The 13,043-nt window shown below is 61.4% G+C and carries 10 protein-coding genes; 9 read left to right on the top strand and 1 reads right to left on the bottom strand.

Going from position 1 to position 13,043, the window contains the following annotated elements; genetic code table 11:
* The first annotated feature begins 367 nt into the window (after positions 1-367).
* The 4 genes from OKQ63_RS18035 to OKQ63_RS18020 all read left to right on the top strand — a co-directional run bounded on the left by OKQ63_RS18035 (position 368) and on the right by OKQ63_RS18020 (position 6,369).
* Positions 368-1,573 carry a PAS domain-containing sensor histidine kinase gene (locus OKQ63_RS18035; protein WP_264211416.1) on the top strand — a complete coding sequence of 402 codons (1,206 nt, stop codon included), beginning with the start codon at positions 368-370 and terminating at the stop codon, positions 1,571-1,573.
* A gap of 509 nt (positions 1,574-2,082) precedes the next feature.
* Positions 2,083-3,102: a putative 2-aminoethylphosphonate ABC transporter substrate-binding protein gene (locus OKQ63_RS18030; protein ID WP_264211415.1), complete on the top strand. Its 1,020-nt coding sequence runs from the start codon at positions 2,083-2,085 to the stop codon at positions 3,100-3,102.
* Positions 3,103-3,232: 130 nt separating this feature from the next.
* Complete coding sequence (locus tag OKQ63_RS18025; RefSeq protein ID WP_264211414.1) at positions 3,233-4,348, top strand: putative 2-aminoethylphosphonate ABC transporter ATP-binding protein; 1,116 nt, start codon at positions 3,233-3,235, stop codon at positions 4,346-4,348.
* Between the two features lie 5 nt (positions 4,349-4,353).
* Positions 4,354-6,369, top strand: a complete 2,016-nt coding sequence (locus OKQ63_RS18020; protein ID WP_264211413.1) for a putative 2-aminoethylphosphonate ABC transporter permease subunit — start codon at positions 4,354-4,356, stop codon at positions 6,367-6,369.
* 19 nt (positions 6,370-6,388) lie between these two features.
* Here OKQ63_RS18020 and OKQ63_RS18015 read toward each other — a convergent pair whose 3' ends face one another.
* Positions 6,389-7,381: a LysR substrate-binding domain-containing protein gene (locus OKQ63_RS18015; protein ID WP_264211412.1), complete on the bottom strand. Its 993-nt coding sequence runs from the start codon at positions 7,379-7,381 to the stop codon at positions 6,389-6,391.
* A gap of 29 nt (positions 7,382-7,410) precedes the next feature.
* Here OKQ63_RS18015 and OKQ63_RS18010 point away from each other — a divergent pair, with 29 nt between their 5' ends.
* The 5 genes from OKQ63_RS18010 to OKQ63_RS17990 all read left to right on the top strand — a co-directional run bounded on the left by OKQ63_RS18010 (position 7,411) and on the right by OKQ63_RS17990 (position 13,031).
* Positions 7,411-8,598, top strand: coding sequence for a 2-aminoethylphosphonate--pyruvate transaminase (locus OKQ63_RS18010; protein ID WP_264211411.1), 1,188 nt, complete (start codon positions 7,411-7,413; stop codon positions 8,596-8,598).
* 33 nt (positions 8,599-8,631) lie between these two features.
* Positions 8,632-9,882: a phosphonoacetate hydrolase gene (phnA, locus tag OKQ63_RS18005; RefSeq protein ID WP_264211410.1), complete on the top strand. Its 1,251-nt coding sequence runs from the start codon at positions 8,632-8,634 to the stop codon at positions 9,880-9,882.
* An 11-nt stretch (positions 9,883-9,893) separates the two neighbouring features.
* Positions 9,894-11,342 (top strand): phosphonoacetaldehyde dehydrogenase, encoded by a 1,449-nt coding sequence (gene phnY / locus OKQ63_RS18000; RefSeq protein WP_264211409.1) that lies wholly within the window; start codon positions 9,894-9,896, stop codon positions 11,340-11,342.
* Between the two features lie 75 nt (positions 11,343-11,417).
* The gene (gene pbfA / locus OKQ63_RS17995) at positions 11,418-12,764 is read left to right on the top strand and encodes a (R)-1-hydroxy-2-aminoethylphosphonate ammonia-lyase (protein WP_264211408.1); all 1,347 of its coding nucleotides are present in this window, start codon (positions 11,418-11,420) and stop codon (positions 12,762-12,764) included.
* Positions 12,765-12,866: 102 nt separating this feature from the next.
* A complete protein-coding gene (locus OKQ63_RS17990) occupies positions 12,867-13,031 on the top strand; it encodes a hypothetical protein (RefSeq protein WP_264211407.1) in 165 nt (54 codons plus the stop codon).
* Positions 13,032-13,043: the final 12 nt, after the last annotated feature.

Below are 13,043 nucleotides of genomic sequence, written 5' to 3'. Positions count from 1 at the left end.
CCCGCACCGGGAACTGTCATCGGCTGGTGAAGATCGGCCATCCACGGACATAGTCAGGTTGGGCGGACGAACCGAACGATCACGGAGGCGGCGGTCAAGCGGTTTCACCACGAGACCCGTACTGGGTTGGGCAAACCGCATTGACGTGCTCATGTCACCCTGCAACTGCGCGCCGTTCGAATGCAAATGTGAAATCCGGAATACGAACCGCAGCGGCTCATCACCAATCCAACCCGCCGTACTCCGGGACTAAACGCCTAGCGTGCTTGAACTAAATCTGGCATTTCTGAAGCGGCTTTTGCGGATCGCCGAAGAGAAACGCTCTGGCAAAGGTTGTTGGCCCAAGGACCGGCGGAGACGGTTGGATATGCATTATCTTAAACGTGAACTTTACGATCTGGTCAAAAAAGAAGACGTTATCTTTGACTTCTTGCAAATCGGCTCGCTGGACGGCCTCTGGTATTGGGATCTGGAGAATCCGGAGCACGAGTGGATGAGCCCCGAGTTCTGGCGCTTGTTCGGAGTGGACCCGGACTCGAAACAGCATTTCGCCTCAGAATGGCAGGACCTGATCCATCCTGATGATTTGGCGGTTGCGCTGGAAAACTTCCAAAAGCATCTCGCAGACCCGGATCACCCTTATGATCAGATCGTGCGCTACCGCCATACCGCGGGCCATATGGTCACAGTGCGCTGCCGCGGTATGGCAATCCGGGATGAGGCAGGAAAACCGTTGCGTATGCTCGGCGCGCACAATGACCTTACTGAGCTCAAGGCCAGCGAGGCCAGCAAGGCCAAGTTCGCCAAACTGAACGCCCGTCTCGAGGCCGAAGTCGTGCGTGCCAATTCCGCCGTAGAAGCCCGCACCGCCTTTCTGGCAACGATGAGCCATGAGATACGGACACCTTTGAATGTCATTCTCGGCCTGTTTCATTTGATCAAGACAGATGAAACGGCTTCCGCCAAAACCCGAGAACGGGCGGATGTGGGACACCGTGCAGCCGAGCAATTGCTGGCCCAGCTTGTCAATGTGGTCGAGGCCGCACGTCTTGATTCCGATGCTTTGGAGTTGAGGCGGCAGCCAGTGCTGGTGGAGACTATGGTCTTGCAATGGCGGGAGGCGCTGCAAGCCAGTGCAACCCGTTACGGCAAGGCCCTGGAGACTGGAGTTGCTGTTGCCGATGGTGTCCCGGAATGCCTCATTCTCGACGGTGCCAAAGTCACACAGATCATAAACAACCTTGTCGACAATGCCGTGAAATTCACCGACGAGGGGCGCGTTTTTGTCTGGCTGGCACATGATGCCTCTGCTCAACATCCAATCTGCATAACAGTGCTGGACACCGGACCAGGCATTCCAGCTGCAGACCGCACACGCGTGTTCGAACGCTTTACCCAGCTCGAGAGCACGCGGTTGCAGCACAAGGGCGGTTCCGGCCTGGGACTGTCGATATGTCACGAGCTGGCGACTCTCATGGGCGGGAAGCTGACAATTCTCGAGCTCCCGCCGGAAGGGTTCAGCTTGTGCGTCAGGCTCTCGCTTCCGGATGGGGAAGCGGATCGGGCCGGCTAATTCTGCGCAGTCAGAACTGAGTTGACAGAGTTTTGAGTTGGGTGTGCAGCCCCGCTTGGGACGCATAGGCAGTCTGTGCTCATAACTGGCAGGGGATCTGTATCAGATCGAACCTGTGTCAGAAAATGGCCAGTGTCCGGGTGCATCACATCAGGCGCCACTGTCCGTCCGTGCACAGGGCATCGGGATGGGTGTTGCCGATGTGACTGATTGGCTGATTGTCGGAAAAACATAACTTTTACGCGGATTGCAGAACTGTTGAAGTCATTGCCGCTGGCAAACTCTTAGCCGTCGCAGGCGCGCCCAAGCGCCTCGGAGGGCAGGCAGAATGGCGTCTCAAGTTGGAAATTCCAACGGCCCATTGCATAGGTTCAGCTTATGATGTGATGGGTATATTCGATTTCTCTTGATGAATAATTCTGTCAAAATGCCAGTCACCCAAAAAAATAAGTCCAAAACGCCTCGTGAGAAGGCGACCGGTCGCGACATCAAACCAACAGAGGACACGCATGAAACAGAAAACATCATTTATAACCGCCTTGGCCTTCTCTGTCTCAACCGCCTGCGCTGCAGTGGCCGGGACTGAACTGACGGTTTATACCGCCGTCGAGGCAGAGGACCTTGCCCGGTACGCGGAAACCTTCAATCAGACCCACCCGGATATCAAAATCAACTGGGTCCGGGACTCGACCGGAATTATTACCGCCAAGCTGCTGGCGGAACGCGACAACCCGCAGGCCGACGTGGTGTGGGGGCTCGCCGCGACCTCACTGCTGCTGCTGAAATCCGAAGGGATGCTGGAAGCCTATGCACCCGCAGGTATTGAACAGCTGGACCCAAAATTCGTGGACAAAGACAACCCGCCCAGCTGGGTTGGCATGGACGCTTGGGTGGCCTCGGTCTGCTACAATACCGTTGAGGCCGAAAAACTTGGCCTGACACCGCCGGCCTCGTGGAAAGATCTGACCGATCCTCAGTACGCGGGCCATGTGATCATGCCGAACCCCAACTCTTCCGGCACCGGCTTCCTGGATGTTTCCAGCTGGCTGCAGCTGTTCGGAGAGGAGGGCGGCTGGCAGTACATGGATGCGTTGCATAACAACATCGCGCGCTACACTCATTCCGGTTCCAAGCCTTGCAAACTGGCGGCCTCGGGCGAGATCCCGATCGGCATTTCCTTTGCCTTCCGCGGCGCCAAATCCAAGGCGGCCGGCGCGCCGCTGGAGATCATCGTACCTTCGGAGGGTGTTGGATGGGACATGGAGGCAACTGCGATCGTGGCCGGCACGGCCAATCTGGAAGCGGCGCAGAAGCTTGTCGACTTTTCCGTCACGAAGGAAGCCAGCGAAATGTATAACACCGGCTACGCGGTCGTTGCCTATCCTGGCGTCGCCAAACCAGTGGAGCATTTCCCCGAAGGGCTTCTGGATGCCATGATCGACAATGACTTTGAGTTTGCGGCCAATAACCGTGCGGCAATCCTCAAGGAATGGCAGTCCCGATACGACGGCAAGTCGGAAGTGAAGTAAGCCCGGGGGCGGAAGGGGCCCGTCCCCTTTGCCCACCCTCCTGTCTCTTTCCAATCGCCCGATGCCCGCAGCTTTGCTGTTCCTGAATGAGAGACCGGGCGCAGCTCAGGCATATGCAAGGACCGACCACGTGCTTCAATTGACCCCGCCAAAAGAAACCTACCTGAGCATCCGCGACCTGTGGAAAGCCTTCGGCAGCTTCATAGCGCTGAGAGATATCTCCCTGGATGTGAAGGAAGGCGAATTCATCTGTTTCCTTGGCCCCTCCGGATGCGGCAAGACCACGTTGCTGCGGGCCATTGCCGGCCTGGATCTGCAATCCAAAGGCACCGTGACCCAAGGCGGGCAAGATGTGTCAAACCTGCCGCCTTCCGAGCGTGATTTCGGTATCGTGTTCCAGTCCTACGCGCTGTTCCCGAACCTGACGATCGAAAAGAATATCGCCTTCGGCCTGGAGAACGCAGGCCGCAGCAAAGTTGAAATTTCCACCCGCGTGCGGGAGCTTCTGGAGCTGGTCGGCCTACCGGATCAGGGCCGCAAATATCCGGCGCAGCTTTCGGGCGGCCAGCAGCAGCGCATAGCGCTTGCCCGTGCAATCGCAACCAATCCCGGCCTGCTGCTGCTGGATGAGCCACTGTCGGCACTGGATGCAAAGGTGCGCGTGCATCTGCGCCATGAGATCAAGGAGCTGCAGCGCCAGCTGGGGGTCACCACCGTCATGGTGACCCACGATCAGGAAGAAGCGCTGGCCATGGCCGACCGGATTGTCGTGATGAATCACGGCGTGATCGAGCAGGTCGGCACGCCCACCGAAATCTACCGCGAGCCTGCAAACCTGTTTGTTGCCGACTTCATCGGCGAGATGAACCAGATCGGCTCTTCGGTTGCCAAAGGCGGGCGCCTGGCGGTCGGCGAAAAAACTTTTGCCTGCCTGCCGCATGATTTTTTGGATGGCACCCCTGTTATTGCTGCAATCCGCCCGGAGGATGTGATCCCGCATGAAGCCGGCTATCTGGAAAGCAGCGGCAACCGCAACAGCATCGGCGTGCAGCTGGCGGAGATGGAATTCCTTGGTTCCTTCTGGCGCTGCCGCCTGACGAATGACCGATTTGGCGGCAAGGAGCTGATTGCCGACTTCTCCATCAACGCTGTGCGCCGACTTAGGCTGGAGACCGGATGCCAGATGGAAATTGAACTGCCTGAAAACCGTCTGATGGCTTTCGGGTCTGCAAGGCAGGAGGCGTAATGCAAATGGCTGATACCACACAATCCGTCATGCCACCTGGTCCAGTTACCAAAGGCAAGCTGAGCCGGGATGACATCATCATGCGCGGCAGCATGATCATTATCGCGCTTTATCTCGTCGTGACGCTGGCCTTTCCGCTGTACGCGATGCTGTCGAAGTCCTTCTCCACTTACCGGATGGAGCTTTCGCAGTTCGAATTCCAGGTCAGTGATGAGGCAGGCCAGTTCGATGGCGCCATTCTGACCGGCGCCGAGCTGAACGCGGCGGTCGGCACCTTTGCGGATGCCGACCTGTCCACCGGCGCCGATGGGCGGCTGCCGGTCACCGGGTTCTTCCCAGACTTCAGTTTCCGCAGCCCGGTCATGTACCAGATCCGCAATACTTCGGAGACTGGCCGCTTCCTGATCGGCTCCAAGCTGCAGACCGGCACGGATTGGGTCACACTGGACTCCAATACCTTCCGGCGGGTGCAGCTGCGGCCCGTTCAAGCGCAGGGGCTTGACAACTTCGTGTCCTATTTCTCGACACCGGCCCTGTTCAACTCGATCAAGAACTCGCTCTGGATTGCGGTGCTCAGCACGGTTGTAACGGTGTCGCTTGCCTTCTGGTTTGCCTACGCACTGAACCGCAGCTGCATGAAATACAAAGGCATGTTCCGCCTCATCGCCATGGCTCCGATCCTGGTGCCCTCGCTGCTGCCAGGCATCGCGCTGGTCTATCTGTTCGGCAACCAGGGCATGATCAAGGAACTGTTGTTTGGCGCCAGTATCTATGGCCCCATCGGGATCGTGGCCGGTTCAGTCTTCTTTACGTTCCCGCATGCGTTTATCATCATTTCGACCGCGCTGGCGATCTCTGACGCCCGGCTTTACGAGGCCGCGGCCAGCCTGCGCTCCACCCCATGGCGCACCTTCTGGACTGTTACGGTGCCGGGTGCGCGTTATGGCCTGATCTCGGCTGCCTTTGTGGTGTTCAACCTGGTGATCACCGACTTCGGACTGCCTAAGGTGATCGGCGGCCAGTACAACGTTCTGGCGGTGGACATCTACAAGCAGGTGATCGGCCAGCAGAACTTTGAAATGGGCGCGGTGGTTTCGGTGGTGCTGGTGATCCCGGCGATCCTTGCTTTTGCTATCGACCGGATGGTGCAGTCGAAACAGGTCGCGCAGCTTTCGGCCCGTTCGGTTCCGTTTCAGCCGCAGCCGAACAAGAAGTTGGACCGTATCTTCCTGGCCTACTGTACTCTCATTGGCGTCTTTATCGCCGGGCTGCTGGCGGTCTGCCAGTTTGCCGCTCTGGTCAAGTTCTGGCCCTATGACCTCAGCCTCAGCCTCAACAACTATCAGTTCGGCAAGATGGATGGCGGCGGCTGGGGGTCGTATGTGAATTCGATCAAACTGGGGCTGATGACCGCGGTTGCCGGCACATCTGTGGTGTTCTTCGGTGCCTATCTGGTGGAGAAGTCCAAGGGCTTCCGCACCGGACGCGCGGTCTTCCAAATGTTTGCGATGCTGCCGATGGCAATTCCGGGCATGGTGCTGGGGCTGGCCTATATCTTCTTTTTCAACAACCCGGCAAATCCGCTCAATGCGATCTATGGCACCATGGCGATCCTGGTGGTCTGTACCGTGACACACTTCTACACCGTGTCGCATCTGACCGCGGTGACCGCATTGAAACAGATGGACCGGGAGTTTGAATCGGTCTCCGCCTCGCTCAAGCAGCCCACCATGAAGCTCTTTGCCCGGGTGACAGTGCCTGTCTGCCTGCCAGCGGTGCTCGACATATCGATCTACCTCTTCGTCAATGCAATGACGACGGTGTCTGCGGTGGTGTTCCTCTACTCGCCCAAAACCACGCTGGCCTCGATTGCGGTGCTCAATATGGATGACGCGGGTGACATTGCCCCGGCTGCGGCAATGGGGATGATGATTTTCTACACCAATGCTTTTGCCCGCGTCGTCCACCTGCTGGCCTCCCGCGGCATTCTGCGAAAGACCCAGGCCTGGCGCAGCCGCTAGCGCAGTTCTTTTCTCCCCGTTACTTCTCCCGCTGTGCAGTGCCGGCGGGGGAGGCTTTTCCGGCCTGGATACCCTCTGCAAAATCCATAAAGGCCCGGATGACCCTGACATCCCGCCGCTGGGTGAGAAAGATTATGCTCTCGCTCATTGCCAGTTCGGCATCGCGCAGCGCGTATTGGACCAGCCGGTCGTCATGCCCGAATTCCGCCTGAGAAACAAAGCCGATGCCGGCGCCGGAGGCGACAAGCTCCCGCACCGCTTCCCGTCCCTCGGCGACAATTGCAGGCTTGAGCGTGATACCCTGCTCGCGGGCCGCCATCTCCACCTTCTCACGGGTTTTGGAGCCCTCCTCGCGGAAGACCAGCGGCAATTGCGCCAGTTCCTGGAACGACAGGCTTTGCTGGGAGGCCTTCAGCAGGCCGCGCGCGGCAAAGGCCAGAATGCCAGTGGAACCCAGGTTGAGCACGCTCATGTCCTTACCGGGGGACAGGCTGCCCACAACGCCGATTTCAGCGTTGTAGGCGCGCAGCTCATCGATGATCTCACCGGTATTTCCCGCTCGCAGCGAGATGACGACATTCGGGTACCGCTTCTGGAAGGGCCCGAGAAATCCGGTCATATGCTGGGCCGAATCCGCGATGATCCGCAATTCTCCTTCGATCGCTGCACTGGTCGCCGAAAGAAATTCCTCAATCTGTGTTTCCACTTCGAAGTACCGCTTGGTCTGCTGCAGCAGCTCCTCGCCTTCGCGAGTCAGAAATACCCGCTTTTTCTCCCGCCTGAACAGCAGCACATCATGGTCCTGTTCCAGTTTCCGGACCTGTTCCGAGATTGCTGGCTGCGTCAGGTGCAGCGCCTCGGCCGCGCGGGAAAAGCCGCCAAGGAGTGCGACATGGTGAAAGGCCTTGAGCTGTGAGTGGCGCATTTTTGATCTCTCTTGATGTTTATAGGTTTGGCCTATGATTGGATTGTTTTTTGCAATTTTACATATGGGTTTATCTGGCGCAATCATGCATCTGGAACATGTTTTGGAGACAGGCAATGACCGCTTCGGCACCGCAGATTGATCCGCCCTTTCTGGGTGAGCCCTATCTTCTCACGCCCGGGCCGCTGACCACTTCCTATGAGGTGAAACAGGCGATGCTGCGGGACTGGGGCAGCTGGGACGACGACTTCCGGGCGATGACCCGCGAGATGCGCCGCCGCCTGCTGGCGCTGCTGGGCGACGGTGCCGCGGAGTTTGACTGCGTGCCGATGCAGGGCTCCGGCAGCTTTGCGGTGGAGGCGATGCTGGCGTCCTTCGTGCCGCGCGGCGGCAAGGCGCTGGTGCTGGCCAACGGCGCCTACGGGCTGCGCTCGGCGCAGACGCTGCACTACCTGGGCCGCGCCTATCAGCTGCTGGACAAGGGCGACTACCTGCCGCCGCGCGGGCCGGAGGTGGCGCAGATCCTGGCGGAGGATCCCTCGATCACCCATGTGGTGGCGATCCACTGCGAGACCTCTTCGGGCATCCTGAACCCGGTGGAGGAGATTTCCGAGGCGGTTTATGCCGCGGGCCGCAAGCTTCTGATCGACTCGATGTCGGCCTTTGGCGCGATTGAATTGAAGCCCGCGCAGATCCGCTACGAGGCGATGGTGTCCTCGGCCAACAAATGCATCGAAGGGGTGCCGGGCTTCGGCTTTGTCATCGCCCGCAAGGCGGAGCTGGAGGCGGCCAAGGGCAACAGCCATTCGCTGTCTTTGGATGTGCATGCGCAATGGGCGCATATGGAAAAGACCGGCCAGTGGCGGTTCACGCCGCCGACCCATGCGGTGGCGGCCTTCCTGGAAGCGCTGAAGGCGCATGAGGCCGAAGGCGGTGTCGGGGGGCGCGGCGCGCGCTACCGGCGCAACCGCGATGCGATGGTGGCGGGCATGCGCGGGCTGGGGTTCGAGACCCTGCTGCAGGACCGCTGGCTGTCGCCGATCATCGTCACCTTCTTCTGCCCCGCGGATGAAAACTTCGTGTTCAGCCGCTTTTACGAGCTGATGAAGGCGAAGGGCTTCATCATCTACCCGGGCAAGCTGACGGTGGCGGACAGTTTCCGCATCGGCTGCATCGGGCAGATGGATGAACACGTGATGCGGCAGGTTGTTGCTGCCGCCAAGGAAACTCTTGCCGAAATGGGCGTCGCCAGCGCGGCCCCGCCCGCCGCGGCGCTGGCAGAACGCGCCAAACTGGCCGCCTGAGAAGCAAGCCTGAGAGATAAGGACGTCAAAGACATGACCATTCACTCCCCCGTCGTGGCCAACGGCCGCGCCTACGCCGTGCCCGGGACCTGCGCGATTGCCATCTGCCTGGACGGCTGCGAGCCGGAATACCTGGACAAGGCGATTGCCGCCGGGCTGATGCCCACGCTCAAGCGGATGCGGGAGACCGGCACCGACCGGCTGGCGCATTCGGTGATCCCGTCGTTCACCAACCCCAACAACCTCAGCATTGCCACCGGCCGCCCGCCGGTGGTGCACGGGATCTGCGGCAATTACCTGATCGACCCGGACAGCGGCGAAGAGGTGATGATGAACGACGTGCGCTTCCTGCGCGCCCCCACCGTGTTCAAGGCCTTCCATGATGCCGGCGCGCGGGTGGCCGTGGTCACCGCCAAGGACAAGCTGCGGGCGCTGCTGGGCGCAGGCCTGTCGTTTGATGACGACCGCGCCAAGTGCTTCTCGGCGGAGAAATCCGACACCTCGACCGCGGCGGAGCACGGCCAGGAGAAGGCCAGCGAGTGGCTGGGCATGGCGCAGCCCGAGGTCTATTCGGCAGAGCTGAGCGAGTTTGTCTTTGCGGCCGGGGTGAAGCTGCTGCAGGAATGGGCGCCGGACGTGATGTATCTGACCACCACGGATTATGTGCAGCACAAGTACAGCCCCGATCAGGCCGAGGCCAAGGCCTTCTACGCGATGTTCGACAAATACCTGACGGAGCTGGACGCGCTGGGGGCCGCCATCGTGGTCACCGCCGACCACGGCATGAAGCCCAAGCACCATGCCGACGGCTCGCCCAGCGTGATCTACGTGCAGGACCTGATGGATGACTGGCTGGGCGCGGGCCAGGCGCGGGTGATCCTGCCGATCACCGACCCTTACGTGGTGCACCACGGCGCGCTCGGCTCCTTTGCCACCTGTTATCTGCCCGAGGGCGCGGACCGGGCCGGGATCATGGCGCGGCTGGCGGGCTATGACGCGATCACCGATGTGCTGACCCGCGAGGAAGCGGTGGCACGGTTCGAGCTGCCGGGCGACCGGATCGGCGACATCATCCTGGTCTCCGGCGGGAACATCTGCATCGGCACCTCGGAGCACCGCCACGACCTGGCGGCGCTGAACGAGCCGCTCAGGAGCCATGGCGGGCTGACCGAACAGGAAGTGCCGTTCATCTGCAACCGCGTCCTGCCGCTGCCGGAGCGCCCGGTGCTGCGCAACTTCGATGCGTTTTTCTATGCGGCGCAGGCGGCGGCGCTGCAACCATGAAGGAGCAGATCATGAGCAGCATCGAAATCCGCAATGAGGGCATGCGCATCGGCGGCGAGGTTGTCTTTGCCAAGGACACCGTGCCGGTGCATTACCCCTATACGGGCGAGGTGGTGGGCCATGTGCCCGCAGGCCAGGCGGAACACGCCCGCATGGCCTTTGAGATCGCCGCGAGTTACACGCCGAAGCTCACCCGTTACGAGCGCAGCCGGATCCTGCAGCGGGCCGGGGAGCTGATCGGCGAGAAGCGCGAATGGCTGGCCGAATGGCTGGTGCTGGAGCTGGGCATCTGCCACCAGCACGCCATTTACGAGACCAGGCGGGCCCAGGATGTCTATCAGTTCGCCGCGGCCGAGGCGCTGAAGGATGACGGCGAGATCTTCTCCTGCGACCTCACCCACAACGGCAAGCCGCGCAAGATCTTCACCAAGCGCGAACCGGTGAAGGCGATCTCGGCGATCACCCCGTTCAACCACCCTTTGAACATGGTCAGCCACAAGATCGCGCCCGCGATTGCCACCAACAACTGCATGGTCTGCAAGCCGACGGAGCTGACGCCGCTCACCTGCATCGCGCTGGCCGACATTCTGTACGAGGCCGGGCTGCCGCCGGAGATGTTCCAGGTGGTGACCGGCTGGCCGCAGGACATCGGCGAGGAGATGATCACCAACGAGAACATCGACATCATCACCTTCACCGGCGGCGTGCCGGTGGGCAAGCTGATTGCCGAGAAGGGCGCCTACAAGCGCCAGGCGCTGGAACTGGGCGGAAATGATCCGCTGATCGTGCTGAACGACCTCAGCGACGCCGACCTGGACAAGGCCGCCGCCATCGCCGTGGCAGGTGCCACCGGCAACTCCGGCCAGCGCTGCACCGCAATCAAGCGCATCCTGGTGCAGGAGAGCGTTGCGGACAGGTTCGTTCCGCTGGTTCTGGAAAAGGCGAAGAAGATCAGGTTCGGCGACCCGCAGGACCCGGAAACGGAACTGGGCTGCGTGATCCACGACAAGGCGGCAGAGCTGTTTGAAAACCGGGTTCTCCAAGCCGAAAAGGAAGGTGCCGAGATCCTGTATCACCCGCCCCGCCAGGGCGCGCTCCTGCCGCCGATTGTCGTCGACAGGGTGCCGCACGGCAGCGAACTGGTGATGGAGGAGACCTTTGGCCCGATCATTCCCATCGTCCGGGTGCCGGATGACGACGCCGAGGTGATGAAGATCTCCAACTCCACCGAGTTCGGCCTGTCCTCGGGCGTCTGCACCAACGATCTGAACCGGGCGATTGCCTATATCAACGGCCTGGACGTGGGCACCTGCAACATCTGGGAACAGCCCGGCTACCGCATCGAGATGTCTCCTTTCGGCGGCATCAAGGATTCGGGCAACGGCGTCAAGGAAGGCGTCATCGAGGCGATGAAGTTCTTCACCAACGTCAAGACCTACTCCCTCCCCTGGCCGGAATAACCCCGGCCCGCCGGGGCCGGCGCCGTGCCGCCCCGTTTTTTTTCCTTTTCTTTGCCCCTTGAACGGAGGCGGCGCATGCTCGTCCACACCGAAGGTGAATCCAACACGTCCCAAGCCCGCCAGGCCTGGCTCACGACATCCACCGGTGCAAACTCGGCACCGCTGCTGGCGCGCGACGCCAAGGCCTTTCTGCACCAGAGCCTCTCCAGCCCCTGCGTCAGCACCATCGCCAAGGCCGAGGGCATCTGGATCGAGGATCTGGACGGCCGCCGCTACATGGATTTCCACGGCAACTCGGTGCATCACCTCGGCTATGGCCACCCCAGGCTGGTGGCGGCAATCAAGCAGCAGCTGGACGAGCTGCCCTTTGCGCCGCGCCGCTTCACCAATGAACCGGCGGTGCAGCTGGCCGAAAAACTGGCGCAGATCACCCCCGGCGATCTCGGCAAGGTGCTGTTCACCACCGGCGGGTCCGATGCCAATGAGGTGGCGCTGAAGATCGCCCGCGCCGCCACCGGCCGCTTCAAGACGCTGAGCTTCTGGGATGCCTTCCACGGCGCGGGCTTCGGCGCCGCTTCGGTCGGCGGCGAGGCCACCTTCCGCAGCCATATCGCCGGGCCGCTGCTGCCGGGCACGGAACATGTGGCGCCCTACAGCCCGTCGGACTGCCCGTACGGCCACGGGACACTGGAGGCCAGCGCCGAAGCCTGTGCGAAGATGATCGACTACGTGCTGGGCCGCGACGGCGATTACTGCGCCTTCATCGCCGAGCCGATGCGGGCGGTGCCCGTCGTGCCGCCGCCGGGGTTCTGGAAAGCGGTGCGCCAGATCTGCGACAAGCACGGCGTGCTGCTGATCCTGGACGAGATCCCCACCGGCCTCGGCAAGACCGGGCGGATGTTCTGCTTCCAGCATGACGGCATCGTGCCGGACATTGTGACACTCGGCAAATCGCTGGGCGGCGGCATCCTGCCCATTGCGGCTTGTGTCGCCCGCCGCGATCTGGACGTCTGTGGTGATTTTGCCATCGGCCATTACACCCACGAAAAGAACCCGGTGACCGCCCGTGCCGCCCTGACGACCCTGCAGATCATCGAGGAGGAAGGTCTGGTGGAGCGCGCCGGGGAATTGGGCCGCCACGCGATGGCGCGCTTGCGTGATGCGCTGGGGCATGTGCCCCTTGCCGCAGACATCCGCGGCCGCGGCCTGATGTTCGGAGTGGAGATCGCCGGCGATGGCGGCGGTATGGTCCAGGCCCGCGCCCGGGCCGAGCAGATCTACTACGCCTGCCTCGACGCAGGGCTCAGCTTCAAGATCAGCCAGGGCAATGTCCTCACGCTCTCCCCGCCGCTGACCATCGCCCGCGAAGATCTGGACAGGGCGCTGGATATCGTCAGCGCGGCCATCAAGACCGTCCGGTAGGCCGCCGCGCGGCGGGTCGTGGGACACCGCCGGGTGAATTTAAACGACCGCTCGGAACGGAAGACCAGCAATACCGTAACCCGATCCGGGGAGGTCCAGACCATGCCGGTGATCGAAACCCGCCAGCTGCGCCTTCGCTTCAACGCGGCGAAATGCCATGGTTTCGGCCAATGCCGTCTGACCCTCTCCCAAGTGATCCGCGCCCTTTCCGGCCGGGAGGATGCAACCGGGGACCCGGAGCGGCCGAGATGGCTCTGGTATGTTTGAGGGCGTGCGCGC

Origin of the sequence: Leisingera thetidis, from assembly GCF_025857195.1 — a bacterium.
Classification (GTDB): domain Bacteria; phylum Pseudomonadota; class Alphaproteobacteria; order Rhodobacterales; family Rhodobacteraceae; genus Leisingera; species Leisingera thetidis.
Note: the sequence above shows the minus strand (reverse complement) of the source record. Positions and strands in the feature narration are given on the sequence as shown.

What these genes read in the sequence shown, in the direction of transcription:
- OKQ63_RS17990 (WP_264211407.1), top strand. Translation starts at nt 12,867, where the DNA reads ATGCCGGTGATCGAAACCCGCCAGCTGCGCCTTCGCTTCAACGCGGCG.
- OKQ63_RS18015 (WP_264211412.1), bottom strand. Translation starts at nt 7,381, where the DNA reads ATGATTGCGCCAGATAAACCCATATGTAAAATTGCAAAAAACAATCCA.
- OKQ63_RS18030 (WP_264211415.1), top strand. Translation starts at nt 2,083, where the DNA reads ATGAAACAGAAAACATCATTTATAACCGCCTTGGCCTTCTCTGTCTCA.
- OKQ63_RS18020 (WP_264211413.1), top strand. Translation starts at nt 4,354, where the DNA reads ATGGCTGATACCACACAATCCGTCATGCCACCTGGTCCAGTTACCAAA.
- OKQ63_RS18010 (WP_264211411.1), top strand. Translation starts at nt 7,411, where the DNA reads ATGACCGCTTCGGCACCGCAGATTGATCCGCCCTTTCTGGGTGAGCCC.
- phnA (WP_264211410.1), top strand. Translation starts at nt 8,632, where the DNA reads ATGACCATTCACTCCCCCGTCGTGGCCAACGGCCGCGCCTACGCCGTG.
- phnY (WP_264211409.1), top strand. Translation starts at nt 9,894, where the DNA reads ATGAGCAGCATCGAAATCCGCAATGAGGGCATGCGCATCGGCGGCGAG.
- OKQ63_RS18035 (WP_264211416.1), top strand. Translation starts at nt 368, where the DNA reads ATGCATTATCTTAAACGTGAACTTTACGATCTGGTCAAAAAAGAAGAC.
- pbfA (WP_264211408.1), top strand. Translation starts at nt 11,418, where the DNA reads ATGCTCGTCCACACCGAAGGTGAATCCAACACGTCCCAAGCCCGCCAG.